A 14,919-nucleotide genomic window follows, 5' to 3' on the forward strand; every position below is an offset into this window, starting at 1 on the left:
TCCCGCCCCCCCTGCAGTTTTCCGTCAGCAAACGCATCCCCTTCCTGCTGCCGGCCTGCAACCGCAGCGGCATCTGCCGCGCAAGCTACTACGGCAGCTTCAACGCCTCCGACTGGCTGCCGGCGCTGCTGCGTGACACGCCCGGCAGCCAGATCCGCCTGTTCAACCGCGCCGGCCAGTTGCTCATCCAGTCCACCCCGGCCCCGACCCAGACCCTCTCGACCTGGCGACGTCTGGCCCAGTGGCTGACGCTGCTGCCTTCGCCCCACATGGAGGCGAGCGCCGTCGTCCCCTCCATCCCGCTGCGCATTACGGTGGCCGTCTCGACCCGAGGCACATGGAGCACCGATCGCAGCCTGCCGTTACTGCTGCTGGGCAGCACGCTGCTCAGCACTCTGCTGGTCTTCTTCGGCATCGTCGGCAACCGTCTGCACCACCAGGCACGCCGGGAGCGGCGGCAGCTCGACGAGCACACCGCACTGCTGGCGTTGTCCAATGCCAACCTGAAGAAGAAACTGCACAAGCTCGCCTCGACGCACCAGGACCTCCAGGCGCTGCTCGATACCATCCAGGTCGGGGTGCTGATCCTGCATCCCGACAGACACGAGGTCACCACCGCCAACATGGCGGCCGGCCGCCTGTTCGGCCTGCACATCTCGGAGTTGATCGGGCGCAGCATCCTCAGTCTGCTAGCCGACCCGGCCGACGTCGAAGGCTGCGAGAGCCTGCTCGACCAGGGGCTGGGGATCAGCGACCGTGAAATCCAGCTGCGAGACGGCGGCGGCAAGATCTTCTGGTCCCAGGTTTCGATGCGCCGGGTGCGCTTCAACGACCACCACAGCATCGTCATGAGCGTGGTCGACATCAGCGAGCGCATGAGCCACAACCAGCAGCTGCAGCGGGAAAAGCAGGAAACGGAACGCCTGGTGAAGCAGCTGCAGGAAATGCAGCACGAACTGTACGAACGGGCCACCCACGACGACCTCACCGGCGTCGCCAACCGCCCGCACTTCCTGCAACAGGCGCAGCAAGCCTATCGCCAGGCGCTGCGCCAAGGAACGCCGCTCGGCCTGGCCATCATCGATCTGGACATGTTCAAGCTGGTGAACGACACCTACGGCCACGATGCCGGCGATCTGGTGCTACAGCAGGTCGCCATGGCCTGCGAGAGCTGCCTGGGCGAGGGCCAGCAGCTGGGACGCCTGGGGGGGGAGGAATTTGCCATCCTGATGCCGCATTGCGACTATGCCCAAGCCATCGAACTAGCCGAACAGGTCAAACGCAAGATCGCCGAACTGATCATCAGCTATCATGATGACAGGATCAGGGTCACCTTGAGCATCGGTGTGTCCTGCTGGAGCCCGCAGGACAGGCCGCTGCTGATCGGCCGGCTGTTCAAGCTCGCGGACCTGGCGCTGTACCAGGCCAAGGAGACCGGACGTAACCGCGTCGTCCCGGCACGGGCACTGAATTGCCTCGAGCCCTGAAGCCAGCGCGGAAAGCGTCGTGAGCAAGCCGTAGCAAGGGGCCCGGACCGGGTACGCCATCGCGGCGCGATACGGTTCGACCGAGGCTGGCGGGACGACAACAGCCCTTTTATGGACGATGCCATGCAGTTACCCGAAGAAGTCCTGCAACCTCTCATCGACACCCTGCCCGGCGGGGTGCTGCTGATCGATGCCGACGATAGCCGCATCATTCACGCCAACCAGCTGTCGTCCATCCTGCTCGGGATACCCTACAACGAACTGGCCGGCCAGCCGTTCTTCCCCTTCCTCGCCGACGATCCGGACGGACGGACGCTGATGCAGGCGCTGGAACAGCGTGGCATGCTCTACAACCATCCCTGTCTGCTGCGCTCGTCCAGCGGCCGCCCCTTCCAGGTCTCGCTGCTGATGCGCCGCCTGCCGCAGATCGATCGCCCGCTGCTGGTGGTCAGCTTCAGCGACCAGTCGGAAAACAAGATTCTCGGCCAGTTGCTCGATTACGAACGTCAGCTGCTCAACCGCACTCTCAAGTTGGTCAAGACGCTGCGCGAAGAAATCCAGCAGCACGAGCTGGAAGATTCGATCAGTGGCGTGATGGGTATCCGCTCGCTGATGAGCAATACCCAGACCGAGGTGGGGCGCGCCCACCGCTATGGCAGCCCCCTCGCCGGCCTGCTGCTGCGGCTCGACGAACCCGACCCGAAGACCGATCAGGAAAACGACAACAACCTCACCCATCTGCACCAGCTCACCAGCAGCCTGTGCATCCAGGCTTCGCGTGAGAGCGACCTGATCGCCAAACGGGAAGACGGCGCCCTTGTGATGATTCTGCCCAACACCACGCTGGATGGCAGCAAGCTCTTCGCCCTGCGCCTGCTGCGCTCGCTGTCGCAATTGACGCTGGTGCGCAATGGCAAGGAAGAGCATCACACCGCCAGCATCGGCGGCAGCAGCCTGCGGCAGGAGGAACGCTCGCCCAAGGCGATGCTGGAAAGAATGGATCTGGCGCTGCAGGTCGCCCAGGCACGCGGCGGCAACCAGCTGATCATGCAAAGCTGAAATGACAAGGGGGCCATGCGGCCCCCTGTTCTGATACGGCATGGCCCGCGCGCTGCCGGGCGTGCCCCTCAGCCTTTAACGTACGGCGAGCGCATCCAGCAGTTTCTGGTGAATGCCGCCGAAACCACCGTTGCTCATCACCAGCACGTGGCTTCCCGGCTCGGCCTGGGCCACGATGGCCGCGATCAGCCGCTCCAGATCGTCAAAGCTTGCCGCCTTGTCGCCCAGCGGCGCCAGCGCCTCGGCCGGATCCCAGCCCAGGTTGGCACCGTAGCAGAACACCTGGTCAGCCTCCGTCAATGCCCCCGGCAGTGCCGCTTTCATGGTGCCCAGCTTCATGGTGTTGGAGCGCGGCTCCAGCACGGCCAGGATCGGGCTTCGGCCAACCTTGCGGCGCAAGCCTTCCAGCGTGGTGGCAATGGCGGTGGGATGGTGCGCGAAGTCGTCGTAGACCGTGACACCGGCCGCCACGCCGCGCACTTCCATGCGCCGCTTCACGTTCTGGAAACGCGCCAGGGCATCGATGGCATCCTTCACCGCGACACCGGCATGGCGTGCGGCGGCGATGGCGGCCAGCGCGTTGAGGCGGTTGTGCTCGCCCAGCAGGTCCCAGCGCACCCGCCCCTGCAACTCGCCGCCCAGCAGCACATCGAAATGCCCCTGTTCGTCCACGTTGGCCAGCTGCCAGCCGGCTTCGACGCCGAAGCGCTCCACCGGCGTCCAGCAGCCACGCTCCAGTACCTCGTCCAGGCTCGCCTCGCGGCCATTGCTGATCAAGCGGCCGTTACCCGGCACGGTGCGCACCAAGTGGTGGAACTGGGTCTGGATCGCCGCCAGGTCGGCAAAGATGTCAGCGTGGTCGAATTCCAGATTGTTGAGCACCGCCGTGCGCGGATGGTAGTGGACGAACTTGGAGCGCTTGTCGAAGAAGGCGGTATCGTACTCGTCGGCCTCGATCACGAAGAACGGGCTGCGGCTCGCCGGATCGAGCGCCGGCGCACCCGGCAGGCGTGCCGAGATGCCGAAATTCTGCGGGATGCCGCCGATCAGGAAGCCCGGCGCGAGACCGGCGTCCTCCAGAATCCACGCCAGCATCGAGCTGGTGGTGGTCTTGCCGTGCGTCCCGGCCACCGCCAGCACCCACTTGTCGGCCAACACATTCTCCGCCAGCCACTGCGGGCCGGAAATGTACGGCAGGCCGCGGTTCATGATCTCTTCCATCAGCGGCGTGCCGCGCTTGACGACGTTCCCGATCACGTACACGTCGGCGCCGATGGCCAGTTGTTCCGTCCCGAAGCCCTGGGTCAGCTCGATGCCCATGGCCTCGAGCTGGGTGCTCATCGGCGGATAGACGTTGGCGTCGCAACCGGTCACCTTGTGGCCGGCCTGCTGGGCGATGGCGGCAAGACCTCCCATGAAGGTGCCGCAGATTCCGAGGATGTGGATATGCATGAAGAAGAAAGTCCAGGACTAGCGCGGCGCTGACGCGCCAAAAGCGGCTAGCTTACGCGGGATTGTCGCCCCCCTCAAGCCAGCCCCAAGCCGGCAACACCCCACGCCATGAGGCGAGCGGTGACCGACAGCTCAGAAAAACAGCCAGGTCAGCCCCGCAAACAGCGGCAGCAGGATGACGCCCGACCACAGCAGGAAGCCGAAGAACCCGGGCATCGCCACCCCGCGCTGCTCGGCGATCGCCTTGACCATGAAATTGGGCGCGTTACCGATATACGTCATCGCGCCCATGAACACCGCCCCCATCGAAATCGCCAGCAGCGTCTGCGGCAACTCCTTCATCAGCAGCTGGGCATCGCCAGCGGCGAGGTTGAAGAACACCAGGTAGGTCGGCGCATTGTCGAGGAAGCTCGACAACAGCCCGGTAAGCCAGAAGTACATGGCATTCACCGGCATGCCGTCCTCGCCCGAGACCAGCGCCACCAGCGCCGCCAGATGCCCGTCGCTGCCGGCACGCAGAATGGCGATGGCGGGCACGATGGTGATGAAGATGCCGGCGAACAACTTGCCCACCTCGAGCATCGGCGCCCAGTTGAAATCGTTGCCGGCGCGCACTTGGCGCGGGGTCAGCGCCAGCGAGAGCAGCGCGATCAGCAGCAGGATCAGGTCGCGCACCGCGTTCTGCAGCTCAAGCGGCGTGCCGAGAACGTCGATGCTCAGCCCCGGCTTCCAGAGACCGGACAGCAGCACCGCCCCGACCACCCCGGCGATCAGCAGGAAATTGAACTGGCCGTACAGCTTGAGCGGCGTGTCCGGCGACGGGTCGCGCGGCAGCACGCCCTCCTTGCGGTAATAGTAGCTGTCCACCAGGTAGAACACGGCCAGCAGCGCCAGAGCCGCCGCCAGCACCGGCAGCCCCATGTGCCGGACGGTCCAGAAGAAATCCACTCCCTTCAGAAAGCCGAGAAACAGCGGCGGGTCGCCCAGCGGCGTCAGCCCGCCGCCGACGTTGGCCACCAGGAAGATGAAGAACACCACCACGTGCACGTTGTGACGGCGATTATCGTTGGCCTTGAGCAAGGGGCGGATCAGCAGCATGGCCGCGCCGGTGGTGCCCATCAGCGACGCCAGCAGCGTACCGGCTGCCAGCAAGGCGGTATTGAGCCGGGGCGAGCCGTGCAGGTTGCCCCACAGCAGGATGCCGCCCGACACCGTGTAGAGCGCCAGCAGCAGCACGATGAAGGGCAGGTATTCGGTCAGCAGCGCATGCACGACCAGGGACGCCATGCTGCCTGGGCCGAAGGCCAGGGTGAACGGCAACAGGAACAGCACGCTCCACAGCGCCGTGATCTTGCCGAAGTGGTGATGCCAGAGCCCTGGAGCAAAGATCGGGAACAAGGCAATCGACAGCAGGATGCCGCAGAACGGCAGCGCCCACAGCAGGCTCAACGAAGCGCCGTCGAGCTCGGCGGCCTGCGCCAGCGCAGGCAACAGCGACAGCAAGGCAGACGCCAGCAGTTTCCGGGTCATCGTATCTCCTGGAAAAAATAAAGACTCCCCGGCCCTGAATCAGTCGTGGGCGAGGAAGGTGAAAGTGAATGCCCCGGAGACAACGATGCCGCTGTCCGGGCAGAAGGCCGCCGTCGGCCAATGAAACCGGCGCACCGGCCGCACGGCGCGGCGCCTTGAGTCCGGCCGCCCAGGCGGAAGAAAGTTCCGCACCGCACAGGCGCGACGGTCGCCGGCCCTTCAGGCAATCGGCTGTCCCGCTCCGCTTCCCCGTTACGCCACGGCGGTGCCGTCGTAACAGCGAACGGCATTGCGTCCCGCCTTCTTGGCCCGGTACAGGGCGATGTCGGCGTGCTTGAGCAGTTCATCCCGGGTTTTCTGCTCCCCCTGGAACAGGCTGATGCCGATGCTGGGCGAACTGCGATACGGCTGACCCTTGAGCACATAGGGCTGGTTGAGCGCGGTGCGGATCTTCTCTGCGATAAGCGTCTTGAAATGATCCAGATCGATGAACAGCAGAGCGTCATGGCTGTGCTGCCGCACACTCTTGACAAACGCCTGCGCCAGGCGGTCGTGCAGCAAACGGCGGTTGGCGAGACCGGTCAGCGGTCGGGAGGAAGATCCGCTTCAGCCTCGGTGCTATCAGTGCCGAAAAACGGGTTGGCATGGCCGCGCAGCCATGCCACACCCGGCTTAGTGATGCTTCTGGATGAACTCGATCTTGTAGCCGTCGGGGTCCTCGACAAAGGCGATCACGGTATGACCGTGCTTCATCGGGCCCGCCTCGCGCACCACCTTGCCCCCCTTGGCGCGCACCATGTCGCAGGCGACGGCGGCATCGTCCACCTCGATGGCGATGTGGCCATAGGCGTTGCCGAGCTCGTAGCTGTCGGTATCCCAGTTGTGGGTCAGCTCCAGCACGGTGTGCGCCGACTCGTCGCCGTAACCGACGAAGGCCAGGGTGAAACGGCCTTCGGGGTAATCGTTGCGGCGCAGCAGGCGCATGCCCAGCACCTCTTGATAAAACGCCAGGGAACGCTCGAGATTGCCGACTCGCAGCATGGTATGCAGCAGACGCATGATGTTTTCCTTCCGTAGAAATCAGATCAGCCGAACGCGAACAGGGTATCGCCGTGTTGCTTCAGCCATTGCCGCGCCGTGCGCCAGTGCGGAAACAGCCGTTCGGTTTCCGACCAGAACGCGGCGGAGTGGTTCATGTGCACCAGATGCGCCAGTTCGTGCGCCAGCACGTAGTCGAGAATGTGCGGCGGCGCCTGCACCAGCCGCCAGTTGAGGCGGATGGCGCCGCTGGCGGAACAACTGCCCCAGCGCGTGCGGGCCGAGGACAAGGAGAGCGAGGCCGGCTGGCGGCGGCTATATCGCGCCACCTCGGCGAGCCGGGAGGGAAACCGGCGCGTCGCCTCGCGCTTGAGCCAGGCAGCGACGGTGGCATCGAGCCGCTCACGGTCATGCGCTGCGACCCCGGCCACCTGCAGGACCCGGCCGTCGATGCGCGCCGCCGGACGCTGCCCGGCAACATGAACGATGTCGAGCGGCTCCCCGGCCAGACGCAGCTGCCGCGGCTGCGCCGCCAGTTCGGCACAACGCCTTTGTTGTTCCAGCCAGTGCAGGCGGATCCAGTCGCGGCGCTTGTCCAGGACCGCCTGCAGCATGCTCATCGACACCGCCGGGTGGGCGATCAGTTCGACCCGCCCTCCGCGCACGCGGATGCCGATGCTCTGGCGCGCGCGGCGGATCAGCGCAACCGGGATGTTGCCTTCAGGCAGGCTGAGAATCACCGAGCCGCCGCTTGCGCTGGTCGGGGTGGGCGAACGGACCGACGCCGCCGATTTCCAACTGGCGAGCCTCAATCCACTCTTCCGCCTCGCGCGTCATCGCCGCCGAACTCTTGTCCTGCGGCAGGATAGGCTTGCCGATCACCACAGTGATCTCGCCGGGAAACTTGCGGAACGAGTTCTTGGGCCAGAACTCGCCGGCGTTGAGCGCCACCGGCACCATCGGCACGTCGAACGCCTTGGCCATGCGCGCCGCGCCCTGCTGGTAGCGGCCCGGCACGCCCGGGGGCGTGCGCGTGCCTTCCGGGAACACGGCAATCCAGTAGCCCTTGGCGATACGCTGCCGGCCCTGCTCGACGATCTGCTGGCTGGCCTTGGTCTTGGCCGAGCGGTCGATGGCGATGGTATCAAGCAAGGCGAGGCCCCAGCCGAAGAACGGAATCCACAGCAGCTCCTTCTTGGCCACGAACACCTGCGGCGGGAAGATCGCCTGCAGGGCCAGCGTCTCCCAGCCCGACTGGTGCTTGGAGCAGATGATGGACGGTGTGTCGGGAATGTTCTCGGCGCCGACCACCTTGTAGCTCAGCCCGCAGACGTGCTTGAGCAGCCACAGCAACCCTTTCACCCAAGCCTGGGCGAAGCTGTGGCGCACGCGGTGCGGCGCGACGCAGCCCAGCAGGATCAGCAGGAAGCAGAAGGTCGTCAGGAAGGCAAGGCCCACCCAGTAGACCAGGGTACGAATCCAGATAAACATTACGGCGCTATGCCCTCGTGAAAAACAGTCAGTGATGCGTTTGGATCAGGTATTCGGCAGCGTCGTAGAGGTCGTCGAACACCAGCGTGCCCTCGGGCAGACCGCCCTTCTCGAAGGTCTTTTCACCCTTGCCGGTCTTGACCAGGATGGGCTGGCCGCCCATCGCGGCGATCGCCTCCAGGTCGCGCAGGCTGTCGCCAACCATCGGCAGGCCATCGGGCTTGACGTTGAAGCGCTCGGAGACTTCCTTGACCATGCCCGGCAGCGGCTTGCGGCACTCGCAGTTGTCGTCCGGGGTATGCGGACAGACCACCACGGCGTCGATGCGGCCGCCGGCCTGGTTGACCAGGCGGTGCATCTTGGTGTGCATGGCGTGCAGCGCGTGCAGGTCGAACAAGCCGCGACCGATGCCCGACTGGTTGGTCGCCACCACGATGCGCCAGCCCGCCTGGGTCAGGTTGGCGATGGCCTCCAGGCTATGGTCGAGCGGCTCCCACTCCAGCGAGTTTTTGACGAAATCGTCGCGATCCTTGTTGATCACGCCGTCACGATCCAGGATGACTAGTTTCATGGCAGGTTTTTTCTGTCGGTAAAACGGCCAAAGGCGTGGACCCGCCAGCCGGCCGGTCCGCGCCACGCGGTGGCAGACTCAGTCGGCCAGCAGCGAGATGTCCGCCACGCGGTTGAACAGCTCGGCCAGGCGCGCCAGGAGCGCGATGCGGTTGGTGCGCACCGCACTGTCGTCGGCCATCACCATCACGCCGTCGAAGAAGGCGTCGACCGGGGCCTTCAGGCTGGCGAGCTGCGCCAGCGCGCCGGCGAAGTCGTGCGCGGCGAACTGCGCATCCACTTGCGGCGCCAGCTGCTGCACGGCGCCATACAGCGCCTTTTCGGCGTCTTCGGCCAACAGCGCGGGGTTGACCACACCGACTTCACCCTCGGCCTTCTTCAGGATGTTCTTCACCCGCTTGTTGGCCGCTGCCAGCGTGGCGGCTTCCGGCAACTGCTTGAACTGGGCCACGGCGGCCAGCACCGCGCGTACCTCGTCGAGACGGGTCGGTTCCAGCGCCAGCACGGCGTCGATTTCGTCCACCTTGTAGTCGGCGGCGAGGAAGTTCTTCAGGCGCTCGAGGCAGAACGCGAACACCTCGTCGGCCACGCTGGCCGACAGCTTGTTAGCCGGGAACGAATCGTGGGTGTCGACGATCAGCTGCTTCAGGTCGAGCGGCGTATCCAGCACCATGCGCAGCACGCCCAGCGCGGCACGGCGCAGCGCGAACGGATCCTTGTCGCCGGTCGGCACCAGGCCAATGCCCCAGATACCGACGATGGTCTCCAGCTTGTCGGCCAGCGCCACGGAGAGCGCCACCGGACCGTGCGGCAGGCTGTCGCCGGCGAAGCGCGGGTGGTAGTGGCCTTCGATGGCGGCGGCCACCGCTTCGTGCTCGCCGTCATGACGGGCGTAGTACATGCCCATGATGCCCTGCAGTTCGGGGAACTCGCCGACCATGTCGGACACCAGGTCGGCCTTTGCCAGGTAGGCGGCACGGCGGGCGTCGTCGACGTTGGCGCCGAGCTTGCCGGCGATGGTACCGGCCAGGTTCTGCAGGCGCTCGACGCGTTCGAGCTGGCTGCCGATCTTGTTGTGGTAGACCACGTCGGCCAGGCGCGGCAGGCGCGATTCGAGGCGGACTTTCTGGTCCTGCTCGAAGAAGAACTTGGCGTCGGAGAGACGCGCGCGCAGCACGCGCTCGTTGCCGTGGATGATGTGCGACGGGTCGGTCGCCTCGAGGTTGGATACCAAGAGGAAGCGGTTCATCAGCTTGCCGTGGGCGTCCAGCAGCGGGAAGTACTTCTGGTTCTGCTGCATGGTCAGGATCAGGCACTCCTGCGGCACCTTGAGGAATTCGGCTTCGAAGCCGGCTTCCAGCACCACCGGCCACTCCACCAGCGCGGTGACTTCGTCGACCAGTGCCTGCTCGGCGGCGATCACGGCGCCGAGCTTGGCCGAGGCTTCGGCCAGGCGATGGCGGATCAGTTCACGGCGCGCCTCGAAACTCGCCACCACCTTGCCCTGCTCGTACAGCACGCGGGCATAGCTATCGGCATCGGGCAGCGTCACTTCACCGGCGGACAGGAAGCGATGGCCCAGCGTGGCGCGACGGCTCTCGAGCCCCAGCACCTCGCCCGCGATCAGCTCGCTGCCGTGCAGCAACACCAGGCCGTGCACCGGGCGCACGAACTGGTGTTCGGAATCGCCCCAGCGCATCAGCTTGGGTGCCGGCAGCTTCTTCAGCGCCAGCGCGACGATGTCGGACAGTACGGCGGAGAGCGGCTGGCCGGCCTTGACGCTGCGGTAGGCGTAGACGTCCTGTTTGCCGTCGCTCATGGTGGAGAGTTCGCTCACCTCGACGCCGCAGGAGCGGGCGAAACCGGCCAGCGCCGGGGTCGGCTGGCCATCCTTCATGCCGGCGGCGACCGCCGGGCCTTTCTTGACGATGGTCTGATCCGGCTGCACCGCCAGCACCGCGGGCAGGGTCAGGGCCAGGCGGCGCGGCGAGGCGAAGACGTGGGCGCTGGCGTCGGCGGCGACGAACTGCAGTTTTTTCAGTTCGTCGGTGATGGTCTGGGCAAAGCTTGCCGCCAGCTTGGGCAGGGCCTTGGGCGGCAGTTCCTCGGTGAGGAGTTCGATCAGCAGGGTCGGGTTCATGGTCTGTTGGATTTCTTGCTGGAAGCGGTTTTGCCGGCGGCGCAGACGACGCGCATCATGGCATCGGCCACCGAGTTTTCATAAACGGGTTGCCAGGTCCAGCTGTAGCGCGGCAGCGGGTACAGCGTCGACCAGACGTGGCGGTTGGACGCCGTGTAGTAGGCCGAGGAGACGAAGGCGTACTGGTACTTGGCACAATCGGCATAACCGGTGGTACGGCGGATGTGGAAGTTCACGTCGTAGCCTTTTTCGTACTGGCGCTCGGCAAACCGCTCCTGGTTGACGAAATGGATCAGCCCGTCTTCGCGCCAGATGGACGCCAGGTCCACCGCCAGTTCGAGCGCCTCGCCCTGGCGGTACACCGACCAGTCGGCGAGCGGCGCCGCCTGCGCGGACAGCGCGAGCGCGGCAAGACAGAGTCCGCCCCACGTCTTCATGGTCAGGCCTTCTGGCACATCGGGAAACCCAGCGCCTCGCGCGAGTCGTAGTAGGCCTGAGCGACCTGACGGGCAAGGTTGCGGATACGTCCGATGTAGGCGGCGCGTTCGGTCACCGAGATGGCGCCACGCGCGTCGAGCAGGTTGAAGGTGTGGCCGGCCTTGAGGATGGTCTCGTAACCCGGCAGCGGCAGCCCGGCGTCGAGCAGGCGCTTGGCTTCCGCCTCGTAGTCGGTGAACTGCTGGAACAGCAGCGCGACGTTGCTGTGCTCGAAGGCAAATTTGGACTGCTCGACTTCATTCTGCAGGAACACGTTGCCGTAGCTCAGCTCGCGGCCGTCCGGCATGCGCGCCCACACCAGGTCGTAAACGTTCTCGACGCCCTGCAGGTACATCGCCAGACGCTCCAGGCCGTAGGTCAGCTCGCCCAGCACCGGCTTGCACTCCAGGCCACCGACTTGCTGGAAGTAGGTGAACTGCGTCACTTCCATACCGTTGAGCCATACCTCCCAGCCCAGGCCCCAGGCGCCCAGCGTCGGGTTTTCCCAGTCGTCCTCGACGAAGCGGATGTCGTGCACGGTCGGATCGATACCCAGTTCCCTCAAGGAGCCAAGGTAGAGATCCTGCAGGTTGGGCGGCGACGGCTTGATCACCACCTGGTACTGGTGGTGCTGGAACAGGCGGTTGGGGTTCTCGCCGTAGCGGCCGTCCTTGGGGCGGCGCGATGGTTGCACGTAGGCGGCCGCCCACGGCTCGGGACCCAGGGCGCGCAGGAAGGTGGCGGTGTGCGAGGTGCCGGCACCGACTTCGGTATCGTACGGCTGCAACAGTGCGCAGCCCTGACGGTTCCAGTAGTTCTGCAGCGTGAGGATGATTTCCTGGAAAGTGAGCATGTCGCGTATCACGAGTGAAGGGTAAAGGCCGATTCTACCGATTACCGTGGAGCGGGAAAAGCAAACGGCAGGCCAAAACGGCCTGCCGTGCGCAGGAAATAGGGTTGGCGTGAAAAAATGCTGTCCAGTTAAGCCCACTGTGGCTGCCCGTTGGTAGAGCCGCCAGCCACACCGGGCTTGCCGGTCCCGCCCGGCAGGCGGGTCGAGGGGCTTGCGTCGCCAAGCCCCTCGACGCTCCCAAGGCGAGCCCACCACCGCTTGTTTCCGTCTGGCTGGCAACTGGCGTGGCGCCGTCGGAACTCGCGATTCGCTACCGTCGAATCGCTCAAACAGCCGGCGGCTTAAAACCCCGCCAGCTACCATCCAGACGGTGCGGTGGAAGGGCGGATCGGGCTACTCACTGAGCTTACTGGTCCATCGCAATAGTCTACTCTGGCTCGCCCTACACCCCCTGCCAGTCGAGAATCACCTTCCCGCTCTGCCCGGACAGCATCGCGGCGAAGCCCTGTTCGAAATCGTCCACCTTGAAATGGTGGGTGATGATCGGGTCCAGATTCAGCCCGGACTGCAGCAACGCCACCATCTTGTACCAGGTTTCGAACATTTCGCGACCGTAGATGCCCTTGATCTCGAGGCCCTTGAAGATCACCTGGTTCCAGTCGATGGCGGTGTTCTCGGGCGGAATGCCCAGCAGCGCGATCTTGCCGCCGTGGTTCATGGTTTCCAGCATCTGACGGAAGGCCTGCGGGTTGCCGGACATTTCCAGGCCGACGTCGAAGCCCTCGGTCATGTGCAGTTCACCCATCACCGTTTTCAAGTCCTCGGTGGCGACGTTGACGGTGCGGCTGGCGCCCATCTTGCGAGCCAGTTCCAGACGGTAGTCGTTGACGTCGGTGATCACCACGTGGCGCGCGCCGACGTGGCGGGCGATGGCCACCGCCATGATGCCGATCGGGCCGGCGCCGGTGATCAGCACGTCCTCGCCGACCAGGTTGAAGCTCAATGCCGTATGCACCGCGTTGCCGAATGGGTCGAAGATCGACGCCAGGTCGTCGGAGATGTCGTCCGGGATCGGGAAGGCGTTGAACGCCGGGATCACCAGGTACTCGGCGAACGCACCGGGACGGTTCACGCCGACGCCGATGGTGTTGCGGCACAGGTGGCGGCGCCCGGCTCGGCAGTTGCGGCAATAGCCGCAGGTGATGTGGCCTTCGCCGGAAACGCGCTGGCCGAGCGTGAAGCCCTGCACTTCCGAGCCGATGCCGGCGACCACGCCGACGTACTCGTGACCGACGTGCATCGGCACCGGGATGGTCTTCTGCGCCCACTCGTCCCAGTTCCAGATATGGATGTCGGTGCCGCAGATGGCGGTCTTGGTGATCTTGATCAAGAGATCGTTGTGGCCGATTTCCGGCACGGGAACGTCGGTCATCGACAGGCCGCGTTCGGCCTTCAGTTTGGCAAGCGCCTTCATGGTGTCATCCTGTGGCGAGGGCGGCCGAAGGATCGCTTCGACCGGCCTTTAAGGCCGATCCCGTCTGGCGGCTGTAGCGCTCGGGATCGGCATGGGAGTCATTCGAAAATCAGCGGATCACGCCCAGTTCGCGGCCGACCTTGATGAAGGCCGCCACGGTCTGTTCCACCTGTTCCGGGGTGTGGCCGGCCGACATCTGGGTGCGGATGCGCGCCTTGCCCTTGGGCACCACCGGGTAGGAGAAGCCGATCACGTACACGCCTTCGGCCAACAGCGCGGCGGCCATTTCGCCGGCCAGCTTGGCGTCGCCCAGCATCACCGGGATGATCGGGTGCTGGCCGGGGATCAACGTGAAACCGGCGGCGCTCATGCCGTGGCGGAACAGCTCGGCGTTGCGCTTGAGGCGGGCGCGCAATTCGGCGCCTTCGCTCTTCAGTATCTCGAACACCTTCAGGCTGGCGGCGGCGATGGCCGGGGCCAGGGTGTTGGAGAACAGGTAGGGACGCGAGCGCTGGCGCAGCAGGTCGACGATGGGCTGGCGCCCGGAGACGTAGCCGCCGGACGCGCCGCCGAGCGCCTTGCCCAGGGTGCCGGTGTAGATGTCGATGCGGTCGGCGACGCCGCACAGGTCCGGGGTGCCGGCGCCGTGCTCGCCGATGAAACCGACCGCGTGCGAGTCGTCCACCATGACGATGGCACCGTAGCGGTCGGCCAGTTCGCAGATGCCCTTGAGGTCGGCGATGATGCCGTCCATCGAGAACACGCCGTCGGTGACGACCAGCTTGAAGCGCGCGCCGGCGGCGTCGGCGGCCTGGAGCTGGGCTTCCAGATCGGCCATGTCGTTGTTCTTGTAGCGGAAGCGCTTGGCCTTGCACAGGCGGATGCCGTCGATGATCGAGGCGTGGTTGAGTTCGTCCGAGATCACCGCGTCTTCTTCCGACAGCAGGGTCTCGAACACGCCGCCGTTGGCGTCGAAGCAGCTGGAGTAGAGGATGGTGTCGTCGGTGCCGAGGAAGTCGGCGATGGCTTTTTCCAGGTCCTTGTGCACCTGCTGCGTGCCGCAGATGAAGCGCACCGAGGCGCAGCCGTAGCCGTAGTCGTCGAGCCCCTGCTTGGCCGCGGCGATCAGGCGCGCGTCGTCGGCGAGGCCCAGATAGTTGTTGGCGCAGAAGTTGAGCACGTGGTGGCCGTTGGCCAGCGCGATGTCGGCGCCCTGCGGGCTGGCGATGATGCGCTCGGGTTTCTCGAAGCCGTCGGCGCGGATTTGCGCCAGCGTCGCCTGCAGATGGGCGAGGTAGGTATGGTTCATCGTGCACGTTCCCTGTGTGGTCGGCGTGGGGCCGGGCGG

At 65.4% G+C, this 14,919-nt stretch carries 14 protein-coding genes; 2 read left to right on the forward strand and 12 right to left on the reverse strand.

All coding sequences use genetic code 11. The features are described from left to right. Together AC3WG5_RS06005 and AC3WG5_RS06010 are read left to right on the forward strand one after the other, a co-directional pair. On the forward strand, window positions 1-1,487 hold a 1,487-nt coding region (locus AC3WG5_RS06005), incomplete at its 5' end, for a sensor domain-containing diguanylate cyclase (protein ID WP_492568138.1). Window positions 1,488-1,610: 123 nt separating this feature from the next. Next, entirely contained in the window at window positions 1,611-2,546 is a 936-nt protein-coding gene (locus AC3WG5_RS06010) for a GGDEF domain-containing protein (protein WP_014086150.1), read from the forward strand. Window positions 2,547-2,621: 75 nt separating this feature from the next. On the opposite strand, the gene mpl is transcribed toward AC3WG5_RS06010, so the two are convergent. The 12 genes from mpl to AC3WG5_RS06070 form a co-directional block, all read right to left on the reverse strand. After that, window positions 2,622-3,998, reverse strand: a complete 1,377-nt coding sequence (gene mpl, locus AC3WG5_RS06015) for a UDP-N-acetylmuramate:L-alanyl-gamma-D-glutamyl-meso-diaminopimelate ligase (RefSeq protein ID WP_492568139.1) — start codon at window positions 3,996-3,998, stop codon at window positions 2,622-2,624. Between the two features lie 132 nt (window positions 3,999-4,130). Next, on the reverse strand, window positions 4,131-5,528 hold the full coding sequence (locus AC3WG5_RS06020; protein ID WP_492568140.1) for a sodium:proton antiporter: 1,398 nt from the start codon (window positions 5,526-5,528) through the stop codon (window positions 4,131-4,133). A 252-nt stretch (window positions 5,529-5,780) separates the two neighbouring features. Beyond that, complete coding sequence (locus AC3WG5_RS06025) at window positions 5,781-6,113, reverse strand: diguanylate cyclase domain-containing protein (RefSeq protein ID WP_492568214.1); 333 nt, start codon at window positions 6,111-6,113, stop codon at window positions 5,781-5,783. Window positions 6,114-6,200: 87 nt separating this feature from the next. Next, window positions 6,201-6,587: a lactoylglutathione lyase gene (gene gloA / locus AC3WG5_RS06030; RefSeq protein WP_482583125.1), complete on the reverse strand. Its 387-nt coding sequence runs from the start codon at window positions 6,585-6,587 to the stop codon at window positions 6,201-6,203. 26 nt (window positions 6,588-6,613) lie between these two features. Next, window positions 6,614-7,306 (reverse strand): M48 family metallopeptidase, encoded by a 693-nt coding sequence (locus tag AC3WG5_RS06035; protein WP_492568141.1) that lies wholly within the window; start codon window positions 7,304-7,306, stop codon window positions 6,614-6,616. After that, complete coding sequence (locus AC3WG5_RS06040) at window positions 7,287-8,057, reverse strand: lysophospholipid acyltransferase family protein (protein ID WP_008953228.1); 771 nt, start codon at window positions 8,055-8,057, stop codon at window positions 7,287-7,289. Before AC3WG5_RS06040 ends, AC3WG5_RS06035 begins: the two co-directional genes overlap by 20 nt. A 28-nt stretch (window positions 8,058-8,085) precedes the next feature. Further along, the gene (gmhB, locus tag AC3WG5_RS06045) at window positions 8,086-8,628 is read right to left on the reverse strand and encodes a D-glycero-beta-D-manno-heptose 1,7-bisphosphate 7-phosphatase (RefSeq protein ID WP_014086142.1); all 543 of its coding nucleotides are present in this window, start codon (window positions 8,626-8,628) and stop codon (window positions 8,086-8,088) included. A 78-nt stretch (window positions 8,629-8,706) separates the two neighbouring features. Continuing rightward, entirely contained in the window at window positions 8,707-10,767 is a 2,061-nt protein-coding gene (gene glyS / locus AC3WG5_RS06050) for a glycine--tRNA ligase subunit beta (protein ID WP_492568142.1), read from the reverse strand. Further along, complete coding sequence (locus tag AC3WG5_RS06055; protein ID WP_492568143.1) at window positions 10,764-11,204, reverse strand: surface-adhesin E family protein; 441 nt, start codon at window positions 11,202-11,204, stop codon at window positions 10,764-10,766. Before AC3WG5_RS06055 ends, glyS begins: the two co-directional genes overlap by 4 nt. 2 nt (window positions 11,205-11,206) lie before the next feature. Further along, on the reverse strand, window positions 11,207-12,097 hold the full coding sequence (gene glyQ, locus AC3WG5_RS06060; protein WP_482583130.1) for a glycine--tRNA ligase subunit alpha: 891 nt from the start codon (window positions 12,095-12,097) through the stop codon (window positions 11,207-11,209). 442 nt (window positions 12,098-12,539) lie between these two features. Continuing rightward, entirely contained in the window at window positions 12,540-13,571 is a 1,032-nt protein-coding gene (gene tdh, locus AC3WG5_RS06065; RefSeq protein ID WP_482583131.1) for an L-threonine 3-dehydrogenase, read from the reverse strand. A gap of 109 nt (window positions 13,572-13,680) precedes the next feature. Beyond that, a complete protein-coding gene (locus AC3WG5_RS06070; RefSeq protein ID WP_482583132.1) occupies window positions 13,681-14,880 on the reverse strand; it encodes a glycine C-acetyltransferase in 1,200 nt (399 codons plus the stop codon). Window positions 14,881-14,919: the final 39 nt, after the last annotated feature.

The sequence above is a fragment of the Pseudogulbenkiania sp. FW507-F1 genome (assembly GCF_058781125.1).